This is a genomic window from Candidatus Binatia bacterium (assembly GCA_036563615.1).
Lineage (GTDB): Bacteria > Desulfobacterota > Binatia > UBA12015 > UBA12015 > DATCMB01.
The window spans coordinates 1-23,979 of the sequence record DATCMB010000022.1 but is presented as its reverse complement, the minus strand read 5'-3'; the positions used below and the strand labels follow the sequence as shown (position 1 = coordinate 23,979).

General features: G+C 68.7%; 21 protein-coding genes and 1 pseudogene. 10 read left to right on the top strand and 12 right to left on the bottom strand.

Annotation, left to right across the window (positions count from 1 at the left end):
- Window positions 1-2 precede the first annotated feature (2 nt).
- Complete coding sequence (locus VIS07_18470) at window positions 3-1,424, bottom strand: beta-N-acetylglucosaminidase domain-containing protein (GenBank protein ID HEY8517499.1); 1,422 nt, start codon at window positions 1,422-1,424, stop codon at window positions 3-5.
- Between the two features lie 270 nt (window positions 1,425-1,694).
- On the opposite strand from VIS07_18470, the gene VIS07_18465 reads away from it, so the two are divergent.
- Together VIS07_18465 and VIS07_18460 are read left to right on the top strand one after the other, a co-directional pair.
- On the top strand, window positions 1,695-1,916 hold the full coding sequence (locus VIS07_18465; GenBank protein HEY8517498.1) for a hypothetical protein: 222 nt from the start codon (window positions 1,695-1,697) through the stop codon (window positions 1,914-1,916).
- A gap of 155 nt (window positions 1,917-2,071) precedes the next feature.
- On the top strand, window positions 2,072-2,359 hold the full coding sequence (locus VIS07_18460) for an HU family DNA-binding protein (protein HEY8517497.1): 288 nt from the start codon (window positions 2,072-2,074) through the stop codon (window positions 2,357-2,359).
- 90 nt (window positions 2,360-2,449) lie between these two features.
- Here the strand turns inward: VIS07_18460 and secA are convergent, their stop codons facing one another.
- The 7 genes from secA to VIS07_18425 form a co-directional block, all read right to left on the bottom strand.
- Window positions 2,450-5,128 (bottom strand): preprotein translocase subunit SecA, encoded by a 2,679-nt coding sequence (gene secA, locus VIS07_18455; GenBank protein ID HEY8517496.1) that lies wholly within the window; start codon window positions 5,126-5,128, stop codon window positions 2,450-2,452.
- Between the two features lie 132 nt (window positions 5,129-5,260).
- Window positions 5,261-6,175 (bottom strand): glutamate racemase, encoded by a 915-nt coding sequence (gene murI / locus VIS07_18450; GenBank protein ID HEY8517495.1) that lies wholly within the window; start codon window positions 6,173-6,175, stop codon window positions 5,261-5,263.
- Between the two features lie 9 nt (window positions 6,176-6,184).
- The gene (gene yihA / locus VIS07_18445) at window positions 6,185-6,727 is read right to left on the bottom strand and encodes a ribosome biogenesis GTP-binding protein YihA/YsxC (protein ID HEY8517494.1); all 543 of its coding nucleotides are present in this window, start codon (window positions 6,725-6,727) and stop codon (window positions 6,185-6,187) included.
- A gap of 90 nt (window positions 6,728-6,817) precedes the next feature.
- The gene (locus tag VIS07_18440) at window positions 6,818-7,450 is read right to left on the bottom strand and encodes an SRPBCC family protein (GenBank protein ID HEY8517493.1); all 633 of its coding nucleotides are present in this window, start codon (window positions 7,448-7,450) and stop codon (window positions 6,818-6,820) included.
- Window positions 7,451-7,469: 19 nt separating this feature from the next.
- Window positions 7,470-7,889, bottom strand: coding sequence for a hypothetical protein (locus VIS07_18435; protein HEY8517492.1), 420 nt, complete (start codon window positions 7,887-7,889; stop codon window positions 7,470-7,472).
- Window positions 7,890-7,939: 50 nt separating this feature from the next.
- Complete coding sequence (locus tag VIS07_18430) at window positions 7,940-8,677, bottom strand: competence/damage-inducible protein A (GenBank protein HEY8517491.1); 738 nt, start codon at window positions 8,675-8,677, stop codon at window positions 7,940-7,942.
- On the bottom strand, window positions 8,674-10,323 hold the full coding sequence (locus tag VIS07_18425; protein HEY8517490.1) for a thiamine pyrophosphate-binding protein: 1,650 nt from the start codon (window positions 10,321-10,323) through the stop codon (window positions 8,674-8,676). Before VIS07_18425 ends, VIS07_18430 begins: the two co-directional genes overlap by 4 nt.
- 123 nt (window positions 10,324-10,446) lie before the next feature.
- On the opposite strand from VIS07_18425, the gene VIS07_18420 reads away from it, so the two are divergent.
- Complete coding sequence (locus tag VIS07_18420) at window positions 10,447-10,734, top strand: BolA family protein (protein ID HEY8517489.1); 288 nt, start codon at window positions 10,447-10,449, stop codon at window positions 10,732-10,734.
- 22 nt (window positions 10,735-10,756) lie between these two features.
- Here VIS07_18420 and VIS07_18415 read toward each other — a convergent pair whose 3' ends face one another.
- Window positions 10,757-12,391 carry an acyl-CoA dehydrogenase family protein gene (locus VIS07_18415; protein ID HEY8517488.1) on the bottom strand — a complete coding sequence of 545 codons (1,635 nt, stop codon included), beginning with the start codon at window positions 12,389-12,391 and terminating at the stop codon, window positions 10,757-10,759.
- 49 nt (window positions 12,392-12,440) lie between these two features.
- Window positions 12,441-14,420: a protein meaA gene (locus VIS07_18410; GenBank protein HEY8517487.1), complete on the bottom strand. Its 1,980-nt coding sequence runs from the start codon at window positions 14,418-14,420 to the stop codon at window positions 12,441-12,443.
- A 143-nt stretch (window positions 14,421-14,563) separates the two neighbouring features.
- Here VIS07_18410 and VIS07_18405 point away from each other — a divergent pair, with 143 nt between their 5' ends.
- The 7 genes and pseudogenes from VIS07_18405 to VIS07_18375 all read left to right on the top strand — a co-directional run bounded on the left by VIS07_18405 (window position 14,564) and on the right by VIS07_18375 (window position 22,705).
- Window positions 14,564-15,601, top strand: coding sequence for a CoA ester lyase (locus VIS07_18405; protein HEY8517486.1), 1,038 nt, complete (start codon window positions 14,564-14,566; stop codon window positions 15,599-15,601).
- Between the two features lie 40 nt (window positions 15,602-15,641).
- Window positions 15,642-16,544, top strand: coding sequence for a 3-hydroxyacyl-CoA dehydrogenase family protein (locus tag VIS07_18400; protein ID HEY8517485.1), 903 nt, complete (start codon window positions 15,642-15,644; stop codon window positions 16,542-16,544).
- Between the two features lie 135 nt (window positions 16,545-16,679).
- Window positions 16,680-17,111: a hypothetical protein gene (locus VIS07_18395; protein ID HEY8517484.1), complete on the top strand. Its 432-nt coding sequence runs from the start codon at window positions 16,680-16,682 to the stop codon at window positions 17,109-17,111.
- 75 nt (window positions 17,112-17,186) lie between these two features.
- Window positions 17,187-18,131: an NAD-dependent epimerase/dehydratase family protein gene (locus tag VIS07_18390; GenBank protein ID HEY8517483.1), complete on the top strand. Its 945-nt coding sequence runs from the start codon at window positions 17,187-17,189 to the stop codon at window positions 18,129-18,131.
- A gap of 65 nt (window positions 18,132-18,196) precedes the next feature.
- The gene (locus tag VIS07_18385) at window positions 18,197-19,063 is read left to right on the top strand and encodes a lysophospholipid acyltransferase family protein (protein ID HEY8517482.1); all 867 of its coding nucleotides are present in this window, start codon (window positions 18,197-18,199) and stop codon (window positions 19,061-19,063) included.
- 13 nt (window positions 19,064-19,076) lie between these two features.
- Window positions 19,077-20,684 carry a carboxyl transferase domain-containing protein gene (locus VIS07_18380; GenBank protein HEY8517481.1) on the top strand — a complete coding sequence of 536 codons (1,608 nt, stop codon included), beginning with the start codon at window positions 19,077-19,079 and terminating at the stop codon, window positions 20,682-20,684.
- Between the two features lie 6 nt (window positions 20,685-20,690).
- Window positions 20,691-22,705: pseudogene (locus tag VIS07_18375) on the top strand (acetyl-CoA carboxylase biotin carboxylase subunit).
- Window positions 22,706-22,726: 21 nt separating this feature from the next.
- Here the strand turns inward: VIS07_18375 and VIS07_18370 are convergent.
- Together VIS07_18370 and VIS07_18365 are read right to left on the bottom strand one after the other, a co-directional pair.
- Window positions 22,727-23,845, bottom strand: a complete 1,119-nt coding sequence (locus tag VIS07_18370; protein ID HEY8517480.1) for an ATP-binding protein — start codon at window positions 23,843-23,845, stop codon at window positions 22,727-22,729.
- A complete protein-coding gene (locus VIS07_18365; protein ID HEY8517479.1) occupies window positions 23,842-23,967 on the bottom strand; it encodes an ATP-binding protein in 126 nt (41 codons plus the stop codon). The genes VIS07_18370 and VIS07_18365 overlap by 4 nt, the downstream gene beginning before the upstream one ends.
- Window positions 23,968-23,979 lie beyond the last annotated feature (12 nt).

The window sequence follows — 23,979 nt, the reverse complement described above, 5'->3', positions numbered from 1 at the left end:
CGCTACGACACGTCGCGGGACGCCGCGGCGTCGAGCCGCCGGTCGATCTCGGCGAACAGCGTCGCGAAGCGGTCGACGGTGTCGCCCTGCCCTGCCACCAGCGGCAGCAGCACGGGCGGCAGGACGGTCGCCGCGACCACGCGATCGGTCGCGCGCGCGGCGTCGCGCGCGCTCTCGTACTCCTCGCGCGACGCGACGCCGTCGAGGGCCTCGAGGCCGAGCAGCGCCGCGCGCGCGAGACGCGCGAGCTGCTCGCTCCACGGCGCGACCTCGTCGAGCAGCGGATCGTCGGCGAGGTGCTCGCGCAGCGCGCGGTCGTTCTCGACGAGCGCAACGAGATAGTCGCGCAGCGCCGCGATGCCGTCCGCGTCGACGCGCTCGTCGCCGAACGCGGCCGCGATGTGACGTGCGAGCTCTTGCGCGCATGCCTGCCCCGCGAGCACCGGGTGTCCCTTCTGCTGCTCGACGAGCATGCGGAGCGCCGCAGCGCTGCGCTCGTCGCGCGCGACCTTGCGCACGGCGCGCTCGAGCGCCGCGACCGGATCGTACGCGTCGGGATTCGCGAACAGCTCGGCCGCGGTGGCGAGCGGAATGCGGTTCGCGCTCGCCTGCGACATCAGGTTGAGCACGACCCCGTGCAGCGCGCGCAGCGCCTCGGGCTCGCGTCCGACGTAGGGAGAGAGGAAGAGCTGTCCCGGCAGCGTGTCGTTGACCGGGAAGTTGTCCCAGAGCACGACCGGTCGGCGCACGAGCGCGCGCAGCTCCTCGACGTCGTCGCGAGCGAGACGCGCGGTGAACACCGCCGGCCCGGTCCACATGATCGGTATCGACGGCGGCACGAAGCGCGCGTAGGCCTCGAAGTACTCGAGCGCCGTGCGACCGTAGAGCGCGCTCCAGAAGCCCGTCCCCGCGCGCAGCTCGGCGACCGTGCCGCAGTAGAAGTTGCCGATGAACCAGAACGTGAGATCGCGATCGAGCGACTCGACGACCGAGGCCGTGCGCGCGATCAGCTCCGCTTGCACGACGGGATCGAGCGTCGTCGAGTCGGTCGTGAGATCGTCGAACAGCAGCGCGATGCCGCGCGCGCCGGCGTCGACCATCGACGTGATCTTCGCGACGAGGCGCTCGAAGTCGCGCGGGTCGTTCGCGTCGTAGCTGAAACCTGGCGCGATCGCGTAGACGAGCCGCACGCCGGCGTCCGCGCAGGTCGCGGCGAGCTCGCGAAACGCCGCGAGCTCGCGCGGCGGATACGGATCGCGCCAGCGTTCGCGGTGCAGCGGATCGTTCTTCGGCGCGTAGACGTAGTGGTCGTAGCCGTGCGCGCCGAGGAAGCGCACGAGCATTGCGCGTTGCGCATGGCTGAAGGGCTCGCCGTAAAACCCTTCGATCGCGCCGCGTACCGCTGGTGCGCTTCGCGACGTCACCTGCACGCTCCTTGATCAGCGCAGCGACGCGTTGGCGACGTTGCGGGCACGCGATCGCACGATCGTCGCAGCGCGCTCTTCGCGACGAGCGCAAGAATCCCGCGCGTCGTTCGTCTTTCTCTCGGACGAAGCAGAACGGATTCTGAACGACGGAAGGGTGTCGCGCGGCCCGGTGCACGGTGCAACGCGCGAGAGCACGAGGGCCACGCACCGGCAGCCACGCGGCACGGGAAATGCATAGCCGGGTGACGCGAAAGGAGGTGCGCCGACATGGATCCGCACTTTGTCCCAGGCCTGCGCTGCAGATCAACTCGACCCATCACGCACCGTCGCGGAGTGCTGCATCGCGCTGCCGAGGGAACCGTTCTTTCCACGCGCGAGAACATCGGACGACGATTGATCACCGTCGACTTCGATTGCGGCGAGACGCTGGTTCTCTTCGAGCACGAGATCGAGCCGCTCGACAACAACCAGCGCGAGATGCACTCTTGAGCGGTGTTTTCGCACGCGACCTCGCGCTGAGCCGCTCTGGGCGCGGTTTTTCGCGCGTCGAGGCGCGATTCGCCTTGACACACAAGGGCCGTCTTGCGTAAGAGGCACCGCCTTACCTGAAAATTGTCATTCACCAGCAGTGAGGGGGGGTGCCTATGACGAAGTCGGAACTACTCGAAAAGCTTGCCGCGTCGGCGGACATCACGAAGAAGCAGGCGGACCAGGTGCTCACCGCGCTCGTCGAGACCGCCGCGAAGACGATCAAGAAGGGTGAGTCGGTCAAGATCCCGGGGCTCGGCATCCTGCGGCTGCGCAAGATGAAGGCGCGCATCGGGCGCAACCCGCAGACGGGCGAGCAGATCAAGATCCCGGCCCGCAAGAAGGTCGGCTTCACCGTCGCCAAGACTTTCAAGGACGGCGTTCTGGGGACGGCGAAGAAGTAACCGACGTAAAGAGCAGCTTTCGCTCCGAGGGCGTCGTGCACGAGCACGGCGCCCTCGTGCTTTTTGGGGCGTGCGCCGTGAGCTAGCGGCTCAGCGCCCGTGACACTTCTTGTACTTCTTGCCGCTGCCGCACGGACACGGGTCGTTGCGGCCGAGCTTCTCGCCGTCGTTGGTGGTCGCCTTCGACTTGGCGGTCTGCGCCTCCACCACCGCACCGTGGCTCAACGTCATCGGCTGCGGACGACGCTGCTCCTCCATGCGCTCGATGTCTTCCTCGCGCACGAGCTGCACGGTGAACAGCTTGCGGACCGCTTCGGCATCGATGCGCGCGATCATCTCGCCGAACAGCGTGAAGCCTTCCTTCTGGTACGCCTGCAGCGGGTTCTGCTGCGCATAGCCGCGGAGCCCGACGCCCTCCTTGAGGCGATCCATGTTGAGCAGGTGATCCTTCCACTGCTGATCGATCGTCTGCAGCAGGATCACCTTCTCGAGGTGACGCATCACCGGCTCGCCGAAGGTCGCCTCGCGCGTCTCGTAGGCCGCGATCGCGCGCTCGGTGATGTGCTCGCGCAGCTTGTCCGGCGTGAGCTTGGCGCGCTCCTCGCCCTGCGGAAGCTCGAGCGGGATGCCGAAGCGCTCGACGATCGCGGTCTGCACGGCGTCCCAGTCCCACTCGTCGGACGCGACGCCCTCCTCGACCGCTACGTCGACGACGCTTCCCGCCAGCTCCTCGATCATCCCGAGCACCTCTTCCTTGAGGTTCGTTCCGGCGAGCGTCTCGCGGCGGCGGTGATAGATCACCTCCCGCTGCTTGTTCATGACGTCGTCGTACTCGAGCAGGTGCTTGCGGATGTCGAAGTTGTGCCCCTCGACCTTCGCCTGCGCGTTCTGGATGGCCTTCGAGATCATCCGATGCTCGATCGGCTCACCCTCCTCCATCCCGAGGCGCGTCATGAGGCCCTGGATGCGCTCGGCGCCGAAGATGCGCAGCAGGTCATCCTCGAGCGAGAGGTAGAAGCGCGACGAGCCCGGGTCGCCCTGACGTCCCGCACGGCCGCGCAGCTGGTTGTCGATGCGCCGCGACTCGTGTCGCTCGGTGCCGATGATGTGCAGGCCGCCCGCCGCGAGCACGCGCTCGCGCTCCTCGGCGCACTGCTTGGTGTACTTCTCGAGCGCCGCCTGGAACTCGGGGTTGTCGGGATCGCGCGTACCGGCTTCCGCGGCGGCGAGGAACTCCGGGTTGCCGCCGAGGATGATGTCGGTGCCGCGGCCCGCCATGTTGGTCGAGATCGTCACCGCGCCGAAGCGTCCCGCCTGTGCGATGATCTCCGCCTCGCGCTCGTGGTGCTTCGCGTTCAGCACGTGGTGGCGGATGCCGCGGCGCTTGAGCATCGCGGACAGACGCTCGGACTTCTCGATCGAGATCGTGCCGACGAGGACCGGCTGGCCGCGCTCGTGGCACTCCTCGATCTCGTCGACCACCGCTTCGAACTTCTCGCGCTCGGTCTTGTAGACGACGTCCGGGTGATCGATGCGGATCATCGGCCGGTGCGTCGGGATGACGATCACGTCGAGGTTGTAGATCTTCTTGAACTCGACCGCTTCCGTGTCCGCGGTGCCCGTCATGCCCGCGAGCTTCTTGTACATGCGGAAGTAGTTCTGGAACGTGATCGTCGCGAGCGTCTGGTTCTCGCGCTCGACCTTGACGCCCTCCTTGGCCTCGATCGCCTGGTGCAGGCCGTCGGACCAGCGGCGTCCGGGCATCATGCGGCCGGTGAACTCGTCGACGATGATGACCTCGCCGTCCTTCACCACGTAGTCGATGTCGCGCTTGAAGAGCGCGTGCGCGCGTAGCGCCTGGTTGATGTGGTGCAGGGTGTCGATGTGCGCGGGGTCGTAGAGGTTGTCGATGCCGAGCAGCTCCTCACAGCGGGCGATGCCCTGCTCGGTGAGGATGACGCTCTTCATCTTCTCGTCGACCGCGTAATCGCCCTCTTCCGGCTCGCCCTTCTCGACCTTCCGGCCGCGCTTCAGCTTCGGGATGATGCGGTCGATGATCGCGTACTTCTCGGTCGACTCCTCGGCCGGACCGGAGATGATGAGCGGCGTGCGCGCCTCGTCGATCAGGATCGAGTCGACCTCGTCGACGATCGCGTAGTTGAGCTCGCGCTGGACGTAGTCCTCGAGCGCGAACTTCATGTTGTCGCGCAGGTAGTCGAAGCCGAACTCGTTGTTCTGGCCGTAGGTGATGTCGGCCTGGTAGGCGCGCTTGCGCTGCTGGTCGTCCATGCCGTGGACGATGACGCCGACCTCGAGCCCGAGGAACCGGTACAGGCGTCCCATCCATTCGGCGTCGCGCCGCGCGAGGTAGTCGTTGACCGTGACGACGTGGACGCCCTTGCCGCTCAGCGCGTTCAGGTAGACCGGCAGGGTGGCGACCAGCGTCTTGCCCTCACCGGTCTTCATCTCGGCGATGCTGCCATTGTGCAGCACGATGCCGCCGAGCAGCTGCACGTCGAACGGACGCATGCCGAGGGCGCGCTTCGACGCCTCACGGGCGGTCGCGAACGCGGGCACGAGGATGTCGTCCAGCGTCGCGCCCTGGTCGAGCTGCTCCTTGAACGCGGCCGTGCGAGCGCGGAGCTGATCGTCGGTGAGCTTTTCGAGCTCGGGCTCGAGCTGGTTGATCTCGTCGACGAGCGGCCACAGCCGCTTCAGCTCGCGATCGTTCTTGGTCCCGATGACCTTCCTGACGAGTGCGCCCAGCATGGCTCAGATCGCTCTCCGCGCGGTGGGCGCGAATGCGGCCGCGGCGTGCACGACCTTGCGTGAATTCATTGTCGAACCTTAAACGCTACCGGAAAGCGCTCGACATCTCAAAGCTGTGCGAGCCTCAGGCCCTCACGCGCGGCTGCGCGCGCGCACCGGAGCGGCGCGGTCGGCGCGCGCGACGTCGCCGCGCAGCACCACCCGCACCGCCGAGGCCACGCTCGCGCCGTAGAAGCGCTCGCCGACGCGCAGGAAGCGCTGCACCGCGTCGGTGACGAAGAAGCTCGCGGCGCCGCGACCGCGGGTCCGCAGCATCCCGTCCTCGCGCAGCACGCGGCGCACCTCGCGCGCGGTCTCCTCGGCCGAATCGACGATGCGCACGCCGCGCCCGAGGTACTCCGCGATCACCGGACGGAGCAGCGGGTAGTGCGTGCAACCGAGGATGAGCGTGTCGATGCCGCTCTTCTTCAAGCTGCCGAGGTAGAGCGCGACCGTTCGCCGCGCGACCTCGTTGTCGACCCAGCCCTCCTCCACCAGCGGCACGAACAGCGGGCAGGCGCGCGCGAAGATCTCGACCCCGGGAGCGATCGCCTGCAGCTCGCGCTCGTAGGCGCCGCTCGCGATCGTCGCCTCCGTGCCGATGACCCCGATGCGGCCGCGGGCCGTCGCGGCGGCGGCGGCGCGCGCGCCGGGCGCGATCACGCCGAGCACGGGCACGTCGTAGCGCGCGCGCAGCACGTCGAGCGCGACGGCCGAGGTCGTGTTGCACGCGACCACCATCAGCTTCACGTCGCGCTCGGCGAAGAAGTCCGCCACCTCGATCGCGAACGACGTGACGGTCTCGGGCGACTTCGTCCCGTAGGGCACGCGGGCGGTGTCGCCGAGGTAGAGCAGATGCTCGCGCGGCAGCTGCGCGGCGAGCTCCTTGAACACGGTCAGCCCGCCGATCCCCGAGTCGAACACGCCGATCGGCCGGTCGCTGGCGCTCTGCGCCACGCGCCGCACGACCTTGCGGACCCCGCCCCCCGCGCTGTGCGGCTTCGCCACGCGCGGACGCTAGCGAACCCCGGCAAGCGCGGTCAATCGCCGCCAGAGCTCGCGCTCGCCTTCTCCCGTCACCGCGGAGAAGGCGACGACCTCACCGAGGCGCGCGCCGAGGTCGCGCAGCAACCGCACGCGCTCGCCTTGCTTGAGCTTGTCGATCTTGTTCGCCACGACGATCGTCGGACGTCCGCAGGCCGCCGCGAACTGCAAAAGCTGCTCGTCCTCGTCTCTCAGCCCGCGGCGGGCGTCGATGATGACGACCACGCCGCGCAGGGTCTCGCGGCTGCCGAGGTAGCCCTCGAGCAGCGGCTTCCAGGCGGCGCGCACGTGCTCGGGGACGCGCGCGAAGCCGTACCCGGGCAGGTCGGCGAAGACGATCCGCTCGGGCAGCACGAAGAAGTTGATCTGCTGCGTGCGGCCCGGGGTCGAGCTCGTGCGCGCGAGGCCCGGCGTTCGCGTCAAGCGATTGATGAGGCTCGACTTGCCGACGTTCGAGCGTCCGGCGAACGCGAACTCCGGCAGCGACAGCGTCGGCGCGCGCCCACCCGGAGACATCGCGCCCGCGAAGTGCCATCCCGAAGGGCTTGTCGAGCGCGGTGCGTGCTTCATCGACGCCGCCGCGTGTCGACGCGGCCGGAGCGACGCTCAGGCGGCGAGCCGCTCCGGCGCCGGAGCGCTGCCGACGATCTTGCCCTGCTGCTCGAGGTCCTTCTTGATCGCGCGCATCAGGTTCGCGAACTGCTCCTTGATCGCGCTGCGCTCGACCGACTCCGGCACCGGCAGCGGCAGCTTGTTGCGCTGCTTCGCGGTGTAGGTGACGAGCGTCTTCTTGCCGTCCGGCGAGGGCGACAGGGTGTACGTGCCGTCGATGTCGATCACGCCCTCGACCGTCTTGATGCCGATCGCGTTCTGGTCCTTGCGGTAGGTCAGATCGACGGTCAGGACCTGGAGCTGGCCGAGCGTCAAGATGTGAAACTCGACGGTCTTCTTCTGATCGTCGCCCGACAGCACCTTCGAGAGCTTGATCTCCTCGACCAGCTCCTGCGTGCGCTCCGGCTGCTGGAACGAGCGGAACACGTCTTCGACCGGCGCATCGATGCGCGAGGTCAACGTCACCGAAGTCTCGTCGCCCTCCTTCTTGATGTCCTCGGAAGCGATCTCGGGCACCGGGCCGTCCCACTTGACGGCCGCCTGCTGAACGCTGCGGGCCTGCCAGAGCAGGTACGCGCCGACGGCGAGGACGATGATGACGACGATGGCGATGACGGCGTTGCGCATGGACCTGAACCCCCCGGTGCTACTCGCCCGGCGGGCGAGCGTCGTATTCGCGGATTTCGTACTCTTCGGAAACTTCCTCGACGACCTCTTCCTGATAGGTCGTCGTCCCACTGAACTCGATCGGCTCCTTGCCGCGCAGCATGTCCGGCGTGACGACGTAGCTGCCGCCCATCGTCGGCTCCCAGACGCCCATCGCGGTGTCGGTGTCGCCCAGCGTCAGCACCCAGGCGAGACCGCCGATCAGCCCGCCGACGGTCGCGTAGGTGAGCTTGGCCGGAATGTACAGCACGTTGACCAGCGCCGTCCCGAGCCCGACGCCGGCGTTGCTCAGAAAGCTGTCCTCGGCCGCCGCCGGCCGCGCGCCGAGGACGACCGTCAAGCCCACGATCACCGCGATCCGCCGCGCGCGGCGCCCGAGTCCCGTCCTGACTCCACCCATCACAGCACCTCCACTCCTCGAGGTCGCCGGCCGCCTTGCCGGCGACGCGCTCATTCCGTCCGTACGACGGAGCCCGCAGGCAGGAGCGTCAGCAGGCGGTCGAAGGCGCGCTGCACGTAGTCGCCGTCCTTGGACTCCATCGTGAGCTTCACCAGGTAATCGGGATCGCCCATCTTCGGGTAGCTGCCGAGCATGATGTCGGGAAACTCCGCCAGCGCCTGGTTCAGCGACTCGGCGATCATGCTCTCGCTGAAGCACGTGTAGATCACCTTCAGGTGGTACGGCTCGTCCGCGAACAAGTGCCGCAAGCCGACGAACTTGCTGCGCAGGATCTCCGGGATCCCGGGGAGGATGTAGATGTTCTCGACGCGGATCGTCGGGAAGCCGAGCTTCTCGTCCTGAATCAGCTCGGCGCCCTCGGGAACCTCCGCCATCTTGAGGTGCGCCGCGTTGAGCTCGCCCCGCAGGAACCGGCGGAGGTTGTTCACCATCTCCGGATGCTGGATGACCCGACGTCCGAGCCCGCGCGCGATCCCCTCGATGGTGACGTCGTCGTGCGTCGGACCAACCCCGCCCGAGGTGAAGACGTAGTCGAACGACTCGTGGAACTCGCGCACCGTGCTCGCGATCACGTCGAGCTCGTCGGGGATCGTCGTGATACGGCGCAGCGCGACGCCAAGCTTGCGCAGCTCTTCGGCGAGGAACGGCGAGTTGGTGTCCGTCACCTTGCCCGAGAGGATCTCGTTGCCGATGACGATGACGCCTGCTGTTCGCTCGCGCGCGTTCACACCGAAATCGCGTCCTTTCGGAACTCGCTGGTTCCGATCTTGATATTGACGATGGCCGGCTTGCCGGCAGCGAGCGCACGCTGCAGCGCCGGACGGATCTCGTCGGGCTTCTCGACGTACTCGCCGTGGCAGCCGAGCGCCTCGCCGACCTTGTCGTAGCGGGTGTAGTCGAGCGAGCACGCGACCGCACGGTCCGCGCCGTAGAGCTGCACCTGACCGCGCTTGATCTGCTGCCAGGCGGCGTCGTTGCCGATCACGCCGACGACGTTGATCTTCTGCCGCGCCATGGCCTCGAACTCGAAGCCGTTCAGGCCGAACGAGCCGTCACCGTAGACGATGATGACGTCGCTCTCCGGACGCGCGAGCTTCGCGGCCATCGCGAAGCCCGGCCCCGCGCCGAGCGTGCCCAGCGGACCGGCGTCGAGCCAGTGACCGGGCTTGCGGATGCGCAGCACGTTCGCCGCCGTGCCGACGAAGTCGCCGCCGTCGCCGATCACGATGGTGTCGTCGTTCAGCACCGCGTCGATCTCGGCGCACGCCCGCACCGGATTGATCGGCACCGCGTCCGACGTCATCTCCGACTGGTGCGACGCGCGCTTCTCGGCGTCGATGCGGCGGATCTCGTCGGTCCACGACTTGTAGAGGTCCTTCTGGAAGCCGCTCTTGCGCGCGAGCTGCGTGAGCTGCTCCATGACGAGACCGGTGTCGCCGATGATGCCGACCTCGATCGCGCGGTTGCGTCCGATCTCGCCGCCGTCGAGGTCGACCTGGATGAGCTTCGCGTCGGCGTTGATGTGCGTCGGGCGCCCGTAGCCGAGGCGGAAGTCGAGCGGCGTGCCGAAGATCAGCACGCAGTCCGCCTGACGGAGCGCGTCCTTGCGCGCGAGCGACATGCCGTAGGGATGCCCCGGCGGGATCGACCCACGCGCCATGCCGTTGACGAAGGTCGGCATGCCGAAGGTCTCGAGGAACGGCAGGTACGCCTCGCGGCGCCGCGACCACCAGTACTGGCTGCCGACCAGACACACCGGCCGCTCGGCCTTGCGGATGACCTCGAAGGCGCGCTCGATGTACGCCGGGTCGCCGGCGATGCCGGCCTCGGTGCGGTACTGCGTCGGGGAGACCACGCGCTCCTCGTCGACCTGGTCGAAGAGGAAGTCGAGCGGCATCTCGAGGAACACGGGCCCAGGCACGTTGGTCGTCGCGATGCGGAACGCGGTCGCCACGTACTCGCCGAGCCGCCGCGAGTCCGGCACCGCGACCGACCACTTGGTGATCGGCCGCATCAGCTCGACGTGGTTCATGTCCTGCAGGCCGCCCATGTCCTGGAAGGCGCGCGGCGCCTGGCCGCCGATGATGACCATCGGCGCCTTGGCGCGGTGCGCCGTCGCGACGCCCGTGACGGCGTCGGTCAGGCCGGGACCGGCGGTGACGATCGCGACGCCGGGCTGTCCCGTGACGCGTCCCCAGCCGTCGGCCGCATGCGCCGCGGTCTGCTCGTGCCTGACGTCGATCACGCGGATGCCCTCGTCGATGCAGCCGTCGTAGATCGACATGATGTGACCGCCGCAGAGCGTGAAGACGAACTTCACGCCCTCCTTGGCGAGCGCGCGCGCGACGATCTGTCCACCGTGAAGTTGTGCCATTCGGAAGGTCCCGGTTCGTGAGGCGTTGTGCCAGGGAGGCTTATATGTGCCGCAAAATGGGCTGGCAACCACCAGCTCGCGCGGGGGCGCGCGTGACCGTCTTCGTATGCTAGGCGTCGAGACATGGATCGCGCTGCAGAGCTCGAAAGGCGGATCGTCGAAGCCCTCGAAGCCGAGCACGTCGAGGTGCTCGACGACAGCGCCCAGCATCGTGGGCACGCTGGAGCGCGCGGCGGAGCCGGCCACTACACGGTGATCGTCGTGTCGCGCAAGCTCGAAGGACTCGATCGCGTCGCACGCCACCGTGCGGTCTACGAGGCCGCCGGCGACATGATCCCGAAGCAGATCCACGCCCTCTCGGTGCGCGCGTACACGCCCGAAGAGTGGCAAGAGGTTCCGCCGCGCGGGTGATCTCCGCCGCGCGGGTGATCGCCTACGCGAGCAGGCTGCGCGCGATCACCTTGAGCTCGAGGATCGGCTTCACGCCCTCGAAGATCGGCAGCACGAGCGCGTCGAGCACGTAGCGGCAGACGGGGAACTCCTCCGCGAAGCCCCAGCCGCCGTGCAGCAGCTGCGCCTCCTGCGTCGTGCGCACCGCGACGTCGCAGGCGAACAGCTTCGCCATCGCCGGCTCGAGCGAGCGCCGCTCGTCACCGTCGAACACGCGCGCCGCATGGTAGGTGAGCTGACGCGCGGCCGCGATCTCCACCGCCATGCGGCCGAGCTTGTACTGCGTGAGCTGGTACGAGCCGATCGGCTTGCCGAACTGCGAGCGCTCGTTGGCGTACTGCGCCGCGGCCTCGATCGCCGCCTGCGCGACGCCCGACGCGCGTCCGCCGGTCTGCAAGCGGCCCGCGGCGAAGCCGCTCATCTGCAGGTAGAAGCCCTTGCCCTCGCCGCCGACCAGGTTCTCCGCGGGCACGAAGTAGCGGTCGACCTGCATCGTGAAGGAGTGCATGCCGCGGTAGCCGGGCGTGCGGTCGGCCTTGCCCTCGATCGTGCCGCCGCCGGGCTGACGCATGACGAACTCGTGTCCGGGGAACGGGTCCTTCGGCACGATGAACAGCGACAGGCCCTTGGCGCCCTTCGCGGGGTCGGGATCGGTGCGGGCGAGCATCGCGATCACGTTCGCGCGCCCGGCGAACGTGCACCACGCCTTCGCGCCGGAGAGGAACCAGCCGGGCTTGCCGTCGAGCTCGCCCTTCTCCGCGCGCACCTTCACCGACGCGACGTCGGAGCCGGTGTCGGGCTCGGTCACCGAGATCGCCACCATGATCTCGCCGCGCGCGATGCGCGGGAGCCACGTCTGCTTCTGCTCCTCGGTGCCGCCGGCGAGCAGCGCCTTGGTGAGGATCTCGGGCCGCGTGATCAGGCTGCCCGCCGCGGCGAGCGAGGCTGCGGAGAGCTCCTCGGTGGTGACGATCATCGCGAGGTTGCCCATCCCCTGCCCGCTGTACTGCTCGGGCACGGCGAGGCCGAAGAAGCCGAGCTCCGCCATCTTCGAGATGATCGACTCGGGCACGAGGTCGTCGTTGAGGTGGATCTGCTGCGCGATCGGCGCGACCTCCGAGCGCGCGAAGTCGCGCACGGTCTCGCGGGTCAGGCGCGCTTCCTCCGCCTCGAGCCACGAGTCGGGCGTGCCGCGACGCGCGACCACCTCGCGGCCGAGCGCCTCGATGCGTGAGTCGGCGAGCGCCTTCTGGATGAAGTCGCGCTCGTCGGCCGAGCCGAGCGTCTCGTCGAACAGCGAAGCGCTCACGCCGAACGCCGGCCCCTGATCCAGGAGCTGCGCCCGCGCGCGCGACGCCGCCTGCGCCGCGAAGATCGTCGCGCACTCGGTCGCGAACGGATCGTGCTGCGCGGCCTCCTCGGCGTAGGTGACGAGCGTCTCGGCGGCGAGCGCCTCGGTCGCGAGGTAGGCGAGACGCTCGCAGTGCGCCTGGTGCTCGTCGATGCCGCGACCATTCTGGGTCACCTCGCGCCCGTGCGCGAGGGCCGCGTCGACCACCTTGCGCAGACGCTCGTTGGACGCACGCGCCGCCTGAACGGCTTCACTGGACAGGGACATCCCTCGGTTCCTCCGATTGAGTTTTGTCTTGCCGCGGTGTCGTGCCCGGTCAAGCAGCGCGCTGCACGACGACGTCGACCATGTCGTCGATGATCGCGAGCACGTCGTAATCCTTCGGTGTGTAGACGCGTGCGACGCCCTGGGCGCGCAGCGCCTGCGCGTCCTCCTCCGGCACGATGCCGCCGACGACGATCGGCACGTCGTCGACGCCCTGCTCGCGCAGCCCGCGGACGATCTGCGGCACCAGCGTGAGGTGCGAGCCGGAAAGGATGCTGAGGCCGACGAGGTCGACGGCCTCGTCGCGCGCGGTCGCGACGATCTCGGCGGGCGACAGGCGGATCCCGCCGTAGATGACCTCCATGCCGGCGTCGCAGCAGGCCATCGCGATCTGCTCGGCGCCGTTCGAGTGCCCGTCGAGCCCGGGCTTGCCGATCAGCACCTTGACCGGGTGGCCGAGGCGCTGCGCGGCCTCGCGCACGCGCTCGCGGATCTTGGCGACGCGCGGGTCGCGGTCGCCGTTCGTGCTGCCGGTCGCGACGCCGACGATGCCGGTCGGCGCGCGGTAGCTGCCGAAGATCTCGCGCAGCGTGCCTGCCCACTCGCCGGTCGTGACGCCGGCGTGCGCCGCGCGGATCGAGGCCGGCATGATGTTCTCGCCGTTGACCGCGGCGTCGCGCAGCGCGGCGAGCGCCGCCGCGACCTCGGCCGCGTTGCGCTGCGCACGGAAGGCGCGCAGCGACTCGATCTGTTCGCGCTCGGCGGCCTCGTCGACCTTGAGGATCGCCGACGCGCCCGAGGTCGCGAGCGGCGACGGCTCGGTCTCGGTGAAGCGGTTCAGGCCGACGACCACCTGCTCGCCGGACTCGATGCGCCGCAGGCGCTCGAATTGCGAGCGCACCAGCCGTTGCTTGACCCAGCCGGAATCGATCGCGGGCACGATGCCGCCCTGCGCGAGCACCTCGTCGAGCTCACGCCGCGCGGCCGCCTCGATCTCGGCGACCTTCGCCTCGATCACCCGGCTGCCGTCGAAGATGTCGTCGTACTCGAGGATGTCGGTCTCGTAGGCGAGGATCTGCTGGATGCGCAGGCTCCACTGCTGATCCCACGGACGCGGCAGGCCGAGCGCCTCGTTCCACGCCGGAAGCTGCAGCGCGCGGCAGCGGACGTTGCGCGACAGCGTGACGCCGAGCGCCTCGAGCACGATGCGCGGGACGTTGTTCTCGGGCTGCGCCTCGGTGAGGCCGAGCGAGTTCACCTGCACGCCGTAGCGGAAGCGGCGCAGCTTCTCGTCGGTGACGCCGTAGCGCTCGCGCGTGATCTCGTCCCACAGCTTGGCGAACGCGCGCGTCTTGCAGATCTCCTCGATGAAGCGGATGCCGGAGTTGAGGAAGAAGCTGATGCGCCCGACGACCTGCGCGAGCTCGGACTCGTCGACGCGCCCCGACTCGCGCACGGTGTCGAGGATCGCGATCGCCGCGGCGAGCGCGTAGGCGATCTCCTGCACTGGCGTCGCGCCCGCTTCCTGCAAGTGGTAGCTGCAGACGTTGGTCGGGTTCCACTTCGGGACGTGCTTGACGGTGTAGGTGATGATGTCCGAAGTGAGCCGCATGCTCGGCGCGGGCGGGAAGATGTAGGTGCCGCGCGAGAGGTACTCCTTGATGATGTCGTTCTGCGTCGTGCCCTGAAGGACCTTCGGGTCGACGCCTTGACGCTCGGCGACGGCGATGTACAGCGCGAGCAGCCACGCCGCCGTGCCGTTGATCGTCATCGACGTGTTCATCTCGCCGAGCGGGATCCCGGCGAACAGCGTCTCCATGTCGCCGATGTGGGCGATCGGCACGCCGACCTTGCCGACCTCGCCGACGGCGATCGGGTCGTCGCTGTCGTAGCCGGTCTGCGTCGGCAGATCGAAGGCGACGGACAGGCCGGTCTGCCCCTTCGACAGGTTGAGGCGGTAGAGCTCGTTGCTCGCCCGGGCGCTCGAGTGGCCCGAGTAGGTGCGCATGACCCAGGGCTTGTCGCGTTTCACGGGCGTTTACCTAGCAGTCGCACCCGCGCTGCGGGAGTCCGCGCCGATCGAGGTTGACCGCGAAGGTGCGCGACTTTTATAGTCCCGCGCTCGACGCGGTCGCGCCGCGACCCCCGATTTCCCTCTCAGAAAGGTTTCGCCTCATGTTCGTACTTGATGGTGGAAAGCGGTTCGTCATCCCGCGAACCGAGATGACGTACCCCGGGCACAGCATGAAGCTCCACCAGAACGCGGCCGACCCGGTGAAGTCGCCCGTCGACCACGTCATGGCGGACTTCGAGGACGCGTGTCCTTACGAGTTCAAGGGTCCGAAGAGCCGCGAGGTGGTGGTCGAGGCGCTCAACACGCTCGACTTCGGCAACAAGGTCGTCACCGTCCGGCCGAACAACATCCACTCGAAGTTCTTCCTGGGCGACATCGAGGCGATCGTGCGCGGCGCGCCGAACCGCTTCCACGGCATCGTGCTGCCGAAGACCTCGGGGCCCGAGGACATCATCTACGTCTCGAAGCTGCTCGACTCGCTCGAGAAGGAGGCGGGCTGGAAGTACCCGCTGCAGATCGAGTCGCTGATCGAGACGCCGCGCGCGGTGCTGAACGCGTACGCGATCGCGACCGCGTCGCCGCGCATGGCGGGCCTGATCTTCGGCATCGCCGACTTCGCTGCGACGCTCGGCATCCGCGAGATCGTCGCCAACCAGAACATCAACTTCCTCTACGCCAAGCAGGCGGTGGTGGTCGCGGCGAAGGCCGCTGGTCTGCACGCGATCGACAACGTCTACCTGAAGCTCGCGCGCAAGGACGACACGCCCGAGCGCGTCAAGGAGATCGAGGACGGGCTGCGCGAGAAGAACATCGGCTCGGCGAACCTCGGCATGGACGGCACGTGGGTCATCCACCCGCAGCAGGCCGCGATCTGCAACGAGTGCTACACGCCGACCGACGAGCAGCTCGCCTACGCGAAGCGCGTCACCGAGCTCTACCACGAGCGCGGCGGCGGCTCGATGGCCGATCCCGAGACCGGCGAGATGATCGACGAGGCGACCATCAAGATCGCGCTCGTCGACCTCGCGAAGGGCGTGCAGGCCGGCAAGGTCGATCCGGCCTACCTCGCGGAGCAGGCCGCCAAGTCCAAGGCGATCACGGGCTACGACATCCTCGAGCAGATGCGGCGCATCGTTTGAGCCGGCGCGCCTTCACGCTCCAACCGAATCGGAGGGAAACATGAGCGACCAGACGATCCGCACCGTCGGGATCCTCGGTGCCGGTCAGATGGGGCTCGGCATCGCGCAGGTGACGGCGCGAGCCGGCTTCAAGACGATCCTCGTCAAGATGACGCCGGGTTCGGTCGACGACGTGCGCAAGCGCATCGAGACCGCTCTCGGGAAGGAGGTCGAGAAGGGCCGCCTGACGGCCGAGGCGCAGAAGGCCGCGCTCGACAACCTCGTCACGACCGGCAACCTGAAGGACTTGGCGGACGCCGACCTGGTCATCGAGTCGATCGTCGAGCACCTGCCGACGAAGCACGACGCGTTCGCGAAGCTCGAGGACATCTGCCGTCCGGACACGATCTTCGCGAGCAACACCTCGACGCTCGGCATCACCGAGATGGCGGTGCGCACCAAGCGTCCGGACCGCTTCATCGGGCTGCACTTCTTCAACCCGGCGACGGCGATGAAGCTCGTCGAGATCGCGACGACGCTCGCCACCAAGCCGGAGGTCGTCGCGGCGGTGAAGAAGTTCGTCACCGACCTCGGCAAGACGCCGGTGCTGGTGCCGGATTCGACCGGCTTCATCGTCAACCGGCTGCTCGTGCCCTACCTGCTCGACGCCATCAACGCGTGGCGTCAGGGGACGGGGTCGATCGCCGACATCGACACCGCGATGTGCCAGGGCGCGGGGCACCCGATGGGGCCGTTCGCGCTCGCCGACTTCATCGGGCTCGACGTCGTGTACCACATGGCGACGAACCTCCACGACGAGTACCGCGAGCCGCGCTTCGCGCCGCCGCCGGTGCTGCGTCGCCTGTTCCTCGCCGGTCAGCTCGGCCGCAAGACCGGCCTCGGCTTCTACGACTACAGCTCGAAGCCGCTGAAGCCGAACCCGGCGCTCGAGCGCGCGGAGTAGCGCTCGACGTCAAGGATTTGACGCTCGGCGGTGATCGTACCGCTCCGCGACACCGCCGAGCACCATATTCCCTCGAGGTTTTGCTGGCACGGATCTCGCGTCGCGCCGCCCGGCGTGGCGCATGTGGGGGTGGGGATGGCAATAGGATCCGCGTGGCACCCGCTCACTCCGGATGCCGTCGATCGACTGCCGGAGGCGATGGCGGTCTTCGAGATCGGCAACCTCGTTCGCAGCGTTCTCTACATCGGCGGCGATCCGAACGAGACGCTGCGCAGCGCCGTACGGCGCGCGCTCGACAACCCGAAGCTGCGTCTGCGCGCACGCTGCATCCGCTGGGAGCTGACCACGGATCCGCGCACGCGCGCGCAGCAGCTGCTCGCCGCCTACCGCGCGGCGCACGGCGGCGCGCTGCCGCCCGAGCAGCCGCGCTCGTCGGCCACGGTGCACGCGCTGGTGCCGCCCGTCGCAGAGACGCGGCCGGCGGCTCCGTCCGCTCCGATCGCCGAGGCGCCCGTCAAGCGTCCGGTGCAGGCCGCGAGCTTCCTGCGCGTTCGCACCGTCGCGTAGCCGCTTAGCGCTTTCTCGTTCTCGCGCGCGCTCGCTGGCGACGCGCGACGTGTCGCACGCTATAGAAGCGCGCGCATGGAGAGGCTGCTCATCACCGGCATCGCCGGCGGGCAGGGTCGGCTGGTCGCGCGGCTCGCGGCCGGGTCGTGGGACGTCTGCGGTGTCGACCGCGACGAGATGACGGCGTTCGCCGACGGCACGCCCGTCCGGGTCTACGTCGTCGATCTTCTCAAGCGAAAATTCGAGGACGTCTTCCGCCACGAGCGTCCGACCGCGGTGATCCACCTCGCCTTCGTGCGCCACTTCCGCGCGAGCCTCGAGGAGCGGCACGAGGTCAACGTGCTCGGGACCAAGCGCCTCCTCGACTACTGCGCGCACTATGGCGTGCGCCAGCTCACGGTGCTGTCGAGCGCCTATGTCTACGGCGCGCTCGCCGAGAACCCGAGCTACATGGACGAGGACAGCCCGCTCAACGTCAGCCGGAACTACCCCGAGGTGCGCGACCTCGCCGAGGTGGACGCCCTGTGCTCCGCGTTCCTCTGGCAGCACCCCGAGGTCCGCACGACGATCCTGCGGCCGGTGAACACGCTCGGCGACTCGGTGCACAGCGCGATCGGGACGTACCTCAAGCTGCGCTACGTGCCGATGCTCATGGGCTTCGACCCCATGATGCAGTTCATCCACGAGCAGGACCTCGCGCGCGCGATCCTCCTGACCCTGGAGCGTCAGCTGCGCGGCGTGTACAACGTCGCCGGGCCGGGAGCGGTTCCGCTGCACGTCGCGATCCGCGAGACGGGCGGCGTCCCGCTGACGCTGCCGGAGTCGCTCGCGCGTCCGTTCGTGAAGCGGCTGTTCCGCTTTGGCCTCTATCCGTTTCCCCCTGGCGCAATTGATTTCATCAAGTATCCGTGCACGGTAAGCGATCGTCGCTTCAAAGCGGCCACCGGATTCGAGCCGAAATGGAGCCTGCACGACATCTTCGCGCAGTTGCGGGTCGAGCGAGAGCGCGCAAGCGCGTAACGCCGCCGAAGGAGCGTGCGCGCACGGTCGAGCCGACGCACGACGAGGGCCTGGTCGACGACCTCTTGCGGGGCGTCGTCTCGTCGCTGCGCCTCGTGTTTCCGGGCGTCGTCGGCGAGATCGAGGCCGAGGTCGAGTCCCGCCTCGCGCGGATCCCGAGCCAGCTCAACGAGTACGGCTACGACCCATGGGGCATGAGCCTGCGCACGCTGCGCTACGCCACGACGCTCACCGCCCTGCTCTACCGCTACTACTTCCGGGTCGAGACCGAGGGCATCGAGAACTTCCCGTCGGGGCGGATGCTGCTGATCGCGAACCACGCGGGACAGCTGCCGCTCGACGCGGCGATGCTGATGACCGCGTCGATCCTCGAGGCCGAGCCGCCGCGCGTGCTCCGCGGCATGGCCGAGTACTGGATGCCGACGCTGCCGTTCATCAGCACGATCGGCCACCGCATCGGCTCCGTCGTCGGCACGCCGAAGAACTGCATCGACCTGCTGCGCCGCGAGGAGGCGGTGATCGCGTTCCCGGAAGGCGTCCGTGGCCTGAACAAGCCCTACACGCAGCGCTACCGTCTGCAGCGCTTCGGCCTCGGCTTCATGCGGCTCGCGCTCGAGGCCGATTGTCCGATCGTGCCTGCGGTCGTCATCGGCTCCGAGGAGCAGGCGCCGGCCATCGCGAACGTCGAGCCGCTGGGACGGCTGATCGGCGCGCCGGCCTTCCCGATCACGCTCACCTTCCCGTGGCTCGGTCCGCTCGGGCTGCTTCCGCTTCCCGTCAAGTATCACATTTACATCGGCGCGCCGATGCACTTCTCCGGCAACCCGCACGACGAGGACGCGGTGATCGAGGCCAAGGTCCAGGAGGTGCGCGACGAGATGCGCGCCATGATCGAGTGCGGCCTGCGCACCCGTCGCAGCATCTTCTTCTGAGCTTTCTGCACGCGTGGAACGTCTGACCAGCAAGATCCGGACGTCGAGCCCGGAGTTCCGAGAGAATGCCGCGCACCACCGGGCGCTCGCCGACGAGCTCCGCGAGCGTCTGAGCGAGGTCCGGCGCGGCGGTCCGCCCGAGGCGCGCGAGCGTCACATGGCGCGCGGCAAGCTGCTGGTGCGCGACCGCATCGACGCGCTCCTCGACCCCGGCAGCCCCTTCCTCGAGCTCGGCGCTTTCGCCGCGTACGGCATGTACGGCGGCGACGCGCCCGCCGCCGGTCTGGTGACGGGGATCGGCCGCATCCACGGTCGCGAGGCGATGATCGTCGCCAACGACGCGACCGTGAAGGGCGGCACGTACTTCCCGATGACCGTCAAGAAACATCTTCGCGCGCAGGAGATCGCGTTCGAGAACCGCCTGCCCTGCGTCTACCTGGTCGATTCGGGCGGCGCGTTCCTGCCGCTGCAGGCGGACGTCTTCCCCGACCGCGACCACTTCGGCCGGATCTTCTACAACCAGGCGCGCATGTCCGCGGCCGGCATCCCGCAGGTCGCGGTGGTCATGGGGTCGTGCACCGCGGGCGGCGCGTACGTGCCGGCGATGTCGGACGAGGCGGTGATCGTCGCCAAGCAGGGCACGATCTTCCTCGGCGGACCGCCGCTCGTGAAGGCCGCGACCGGCGAGGTGGTCACCGCGGAGGAGCTCGGCGGCGGCGACGTGCACACGCGCATCTCGGGCGTCGCCGATCACCTCGCGAGCAACGACGCGCACGCGCTCGCGATCACGCGCAGCATCTTCGAGAACCTCGGCGCGCTCACGACGCCGTCGCTCGTTCCGAGCGCGCCACCCGAGGAGCCTGCCTACGACCCGCAGGAGCTCTACGGCATCCTGCCGCGCGACACGCGGCAACCGTACGACGTGCACGAGGTCATCGCGCGTCTCTTCGACGGCTCGCTGTTCGCCGAGTTCAAGCCGCGCTTCGGGCCGACGCTCGTGACCGGGTTCGCGCGGCTTTTCGGCTACACCGTCGGCGTGCTGGCCAACAACGGCGTGCTGTTCTCCGAGTCGGCGCTCAAGGCGACGCACTTCATCGAGCTCTGCACGGCGCGCGGGATCCCGCTCGTGTTCCTGCAGAACATCACCGGCTTCATGGTCGGTCGGCAGTACGAGCACGGAGGCATCGCGAAGGACGGAGCGAAGATGGTGCACGCGGTCGCGACCGCCGCGGTACCGAAGATCACGCTGGTGATCGGCGCCTCGCACGGCGCCGGCAACTACGCGATGTGCGGCCGCGCCTACCAGCCGCGCTTCCTCTTCATGTGGCCGAACTCGCGCATCTCGGTGATGGGCGGCGAGCAGGCAGCGAGCACCCTGTGGACGGTCCGTCAGCAGGCGCGCGGCGGCGACCCCGAGGAGGAGTCCGAGGAGGCGAACGCGTTCAAGGCCCCGATTCGCGAGCAGTTCGAGCGCGAGGGCAGCCCGTACTACTCGAGCGCGCGCCTGTGGGACGACGGCATCCTCGATCCGGCCGAGTCGCGCGCGGCCCTCGGTCTCGCGCTCGCAGCGACCGCAAATGCGCCCATCGAGCGCACGCGCGTCGGCGTCTTCCGGATGTAGCCCGCGATGTTCCGCACCCTGCTCGTCGCCAACCGTGGTGAGATCGCGGTGCGGGTGATCCGCGCGTGCCGCGACCTCGGCATCCGCAGCGTCGCCGTGTACTCCGACGCCGACCGCGGCGCGCCGCACGTCGCGCTCGCGGACGTCGCGGTGCCGATCGGCCCCGCGGCGCCGCGCGAGAGCTACCTCGACGTGGAGCGCATCCTGCGCGCCGCGCGCGACACCGGCGCCGAGGCGATCCACCCCGGCTACGGCTTTCTCGCCGAGAACGCGGACTTCGCGCGCGCCGTGCAGAAGGCCGGCTTGCGCTTCGTCGGTCCCTCGCCCGAGGCCATCGCGGCGATGGGCGACAAGCTCGGCGCGCGCAAGACGATGGCCGCGCTCGGCATCCCGATCGTACCGGGCAGCGATCCCGACGCCGATCCCGCGACGCTCGTCGACGTCGCGTCACGGGTCGGCTTCCCGCTGCTGGTGAAGGCCGCGGGCGGCGGCGGCGGTCGCGGCATGCGGCGCGTCGACGATCCCGCGCAGCTTCCCGAAGCGCTCGAGGCGGCGTCGCGCGAGGCCCAGGCCGCGTTCGGCGACCCACGGGTCTACGTCGAGCGGATCGTCTCGCCCGCACGACACGTCGAGGTGCAGGTGCTCGGCGACGCGCACGGCAACGTCGTGCACGTCTACGAGCGCGAGTGCTCGCTGCAGCGACGCTTCCAGAAGATCGTCGAGGAAGCGCCGGCGCCGAACCTCGATCCCAAGGTGCGGGCCGGGTTGCTCGACGCCGCCGTCCGTGCGGCGCGCGCGACCAGCTACGAGGGCGCGGGCAGCGTCGAATTTTTGGTTGATGGCGACCGCTGGTACTTCCTCGAGATGAACACGCGCCTGCAGGTCGAACATCCGGTGACCGAGATGGTGTGCGGCGTCGATCTCGTGCAGCTCCAGATCGCGGTCGCGGCGGGCGAGCCCCTGCCCTTCCGGCAGGAGGACATCGCCGTGCGTGGCCACGCGATCGAAGCGCGCGTGTGCGCGGAGGATCCCTCGCGCGGCTTCGCTCCCTCGCCGGGCACGATCGCGGCGTTCGTCGCGCCCACGGGTCCCGGCATCCGCTGCGACGCCGGCATCGCGAGCGGCGGCGCGGTCCCGCCCGAGTACGATCCGATGGTCGCCAAGGTGATCGCGCACGCGTCGGATCGTCCGGCCGCGCTCCGGCGCCTGATCGGCGCGCTGCGCGAGCTCGTCGTGCTCGGCGTGACGACGAACGCCGAGTTCCTGACCGCGCTGCTCGAGGACCCGGCGGTCGCGGCGGGCGAGGTCGACACGCAGCTCGTCGGGCGCCGCTTCGCCGACTGGGCGCCTGCGGGTGCGAGCGGCACGTCGCTCAGGCCGGACGTGATCGCGGCGGCGCTGGCGATCGCGACGTCGCGCGATGGAGGGAGATCGGTGGCCGTCGGCGACGTCGGGAGCTCGTCGAACGGGCGCCCGTCTACGCCCTGGGACGCGCTCACGTCGTGGCGTCTCGGCGAGGCGGGCGGATGAAGATCGATCTCAAACGTCGCGACGGCACGGTGCTCGGCGTCGAGGTACGGCGCGAGGCCGGACGCTTCACGATCGCGCTCGGTGACGAGGTCCGATCGGTGGAGGTCGTCGAGCACGAAGGCTCGCGGTTGGTTTTTAAGCTTGATGGCGCCATGATTCAGGCGCATGCGCTTGCGACGCCGCGCGAGGTGCGCGTCGTGATCGACGGCCGCGAGACGGCCTTCGCGCGACAGTCGGCGGCGATGGCGCAGACGGGACACGGCGTCGAGCAGCACGAGCCCGTGCTCCGCGCGCCGGTCCCCGGCAAGGTGCTCGACGTTCGTGTGGAGGCCGGCGCGTCGGTGGAGGCCGGCGACGTCCTGGTCGTCATCGAGGCGATGAAGATGGAGACGCCGGTCGTCGCGCCGGCCAAGGGGACCGTCGCCGAGGTGCACGTCAAGGCGGGAGAGCTCGTCGATCAGGATCAGGCGCTGGTGACGTGCGAGTACTGAGTGGCGGTGAGGTGCCCGGTCTCAGGTGAGGGGGAGAGAGAGGACGAAGACCGCGCCGTTCGGTTCGCGCTCCCCAACTTCTAGCGAGCCACCATGCGCCCGCGCGACGCTCTGTGCAACGAAGAGCCCGATGCCAATGCCCCCGCTCCGGGTGGAGAAAAAGGGGGCGAAGATCTTTGCCCGGTCCTCCATCGGGACGCCCGGTCCTTCATCGCTCACCTCGAACACGACGCCGGCTCGCCCGCCCGGTTGTCCGATAGGGCGACACACGACGGAGATCAATCCTCCCTCCGGCGAGAACGCGATCGCATTGTCGACCAGAACGATAAGCGCCTGCTTGAGCGACTCCCGTGCCGCATTCAGGGGGGGGAGTTCTCCCTCGCAACGGGCATCCAGACGCAGGTACTTCTCTCGCAGTCCAGCACTTGCGTACGCCTCGAGCTCACGCAGCAGATCCGCCACGCTCCACGGTGCAGCATCCGCCTGCTCTTTCGGTACCGCCACGGCCTGCATCATGCTGCCGATAAGGACGCGAATACGTTCCATTTCTTCCAGGACGAGCTTGTAGTAGCTCGTCCGAAACTCCGCGTCACTCTCGTATCGCTGCGGTAAAAGCTCCAGAAACGTGCGCACCGTCGTGAGGGGATTGTTCAAGTTGTGGGCAATTCCCGCCATCAGGGTATTGAGCGATGCGAGCCTCTCCGCCTGCCGCAGCCGAGATTCGAGCTCTGCTCGCTCCGCGCGCAACCGCGCTCGCTCGACCACCTCACGAGCGACGAACGGCAAGACCGAGACGTAACCCTCTTCCTTAACGATGTAATCCTCGGCACCAATCTTCATCGCCTCCACGGCGATGGAGGCCGACGAGCTCGTCGTGACGAAGACCACAGGCTCACTGCGTCCCTGAGCTTTGAGCTCACGAAGTACCTCGAGACCATCTCCGTCGGGCAGCCGAAAATCGAGAATGATCAGATCAAACTGCTGTCCGGCGAGAGCCTGCCGCGCCTCTGCCACGCCTTGCGCGATACTCACGCTTACCGCGGGCAGCTCGATCTCGAGCTCATCTCGGATCAACTCGGCATGACGCAGGTTGTCCTCAACAACCAGCATCTGGAGGGTCTCGCCCCTCTCGCTCGTCATGCGACCGCACCGTCCTCGCGCGGAAGCGTTACCTCGAACACGGTTCCCTCCCCCCTCGCACTACGGACATTGATCACGCCGCCGTATCGTTCGACAATCCGCCGTACGATCGCAAGTCCCACACCGTGCCCATC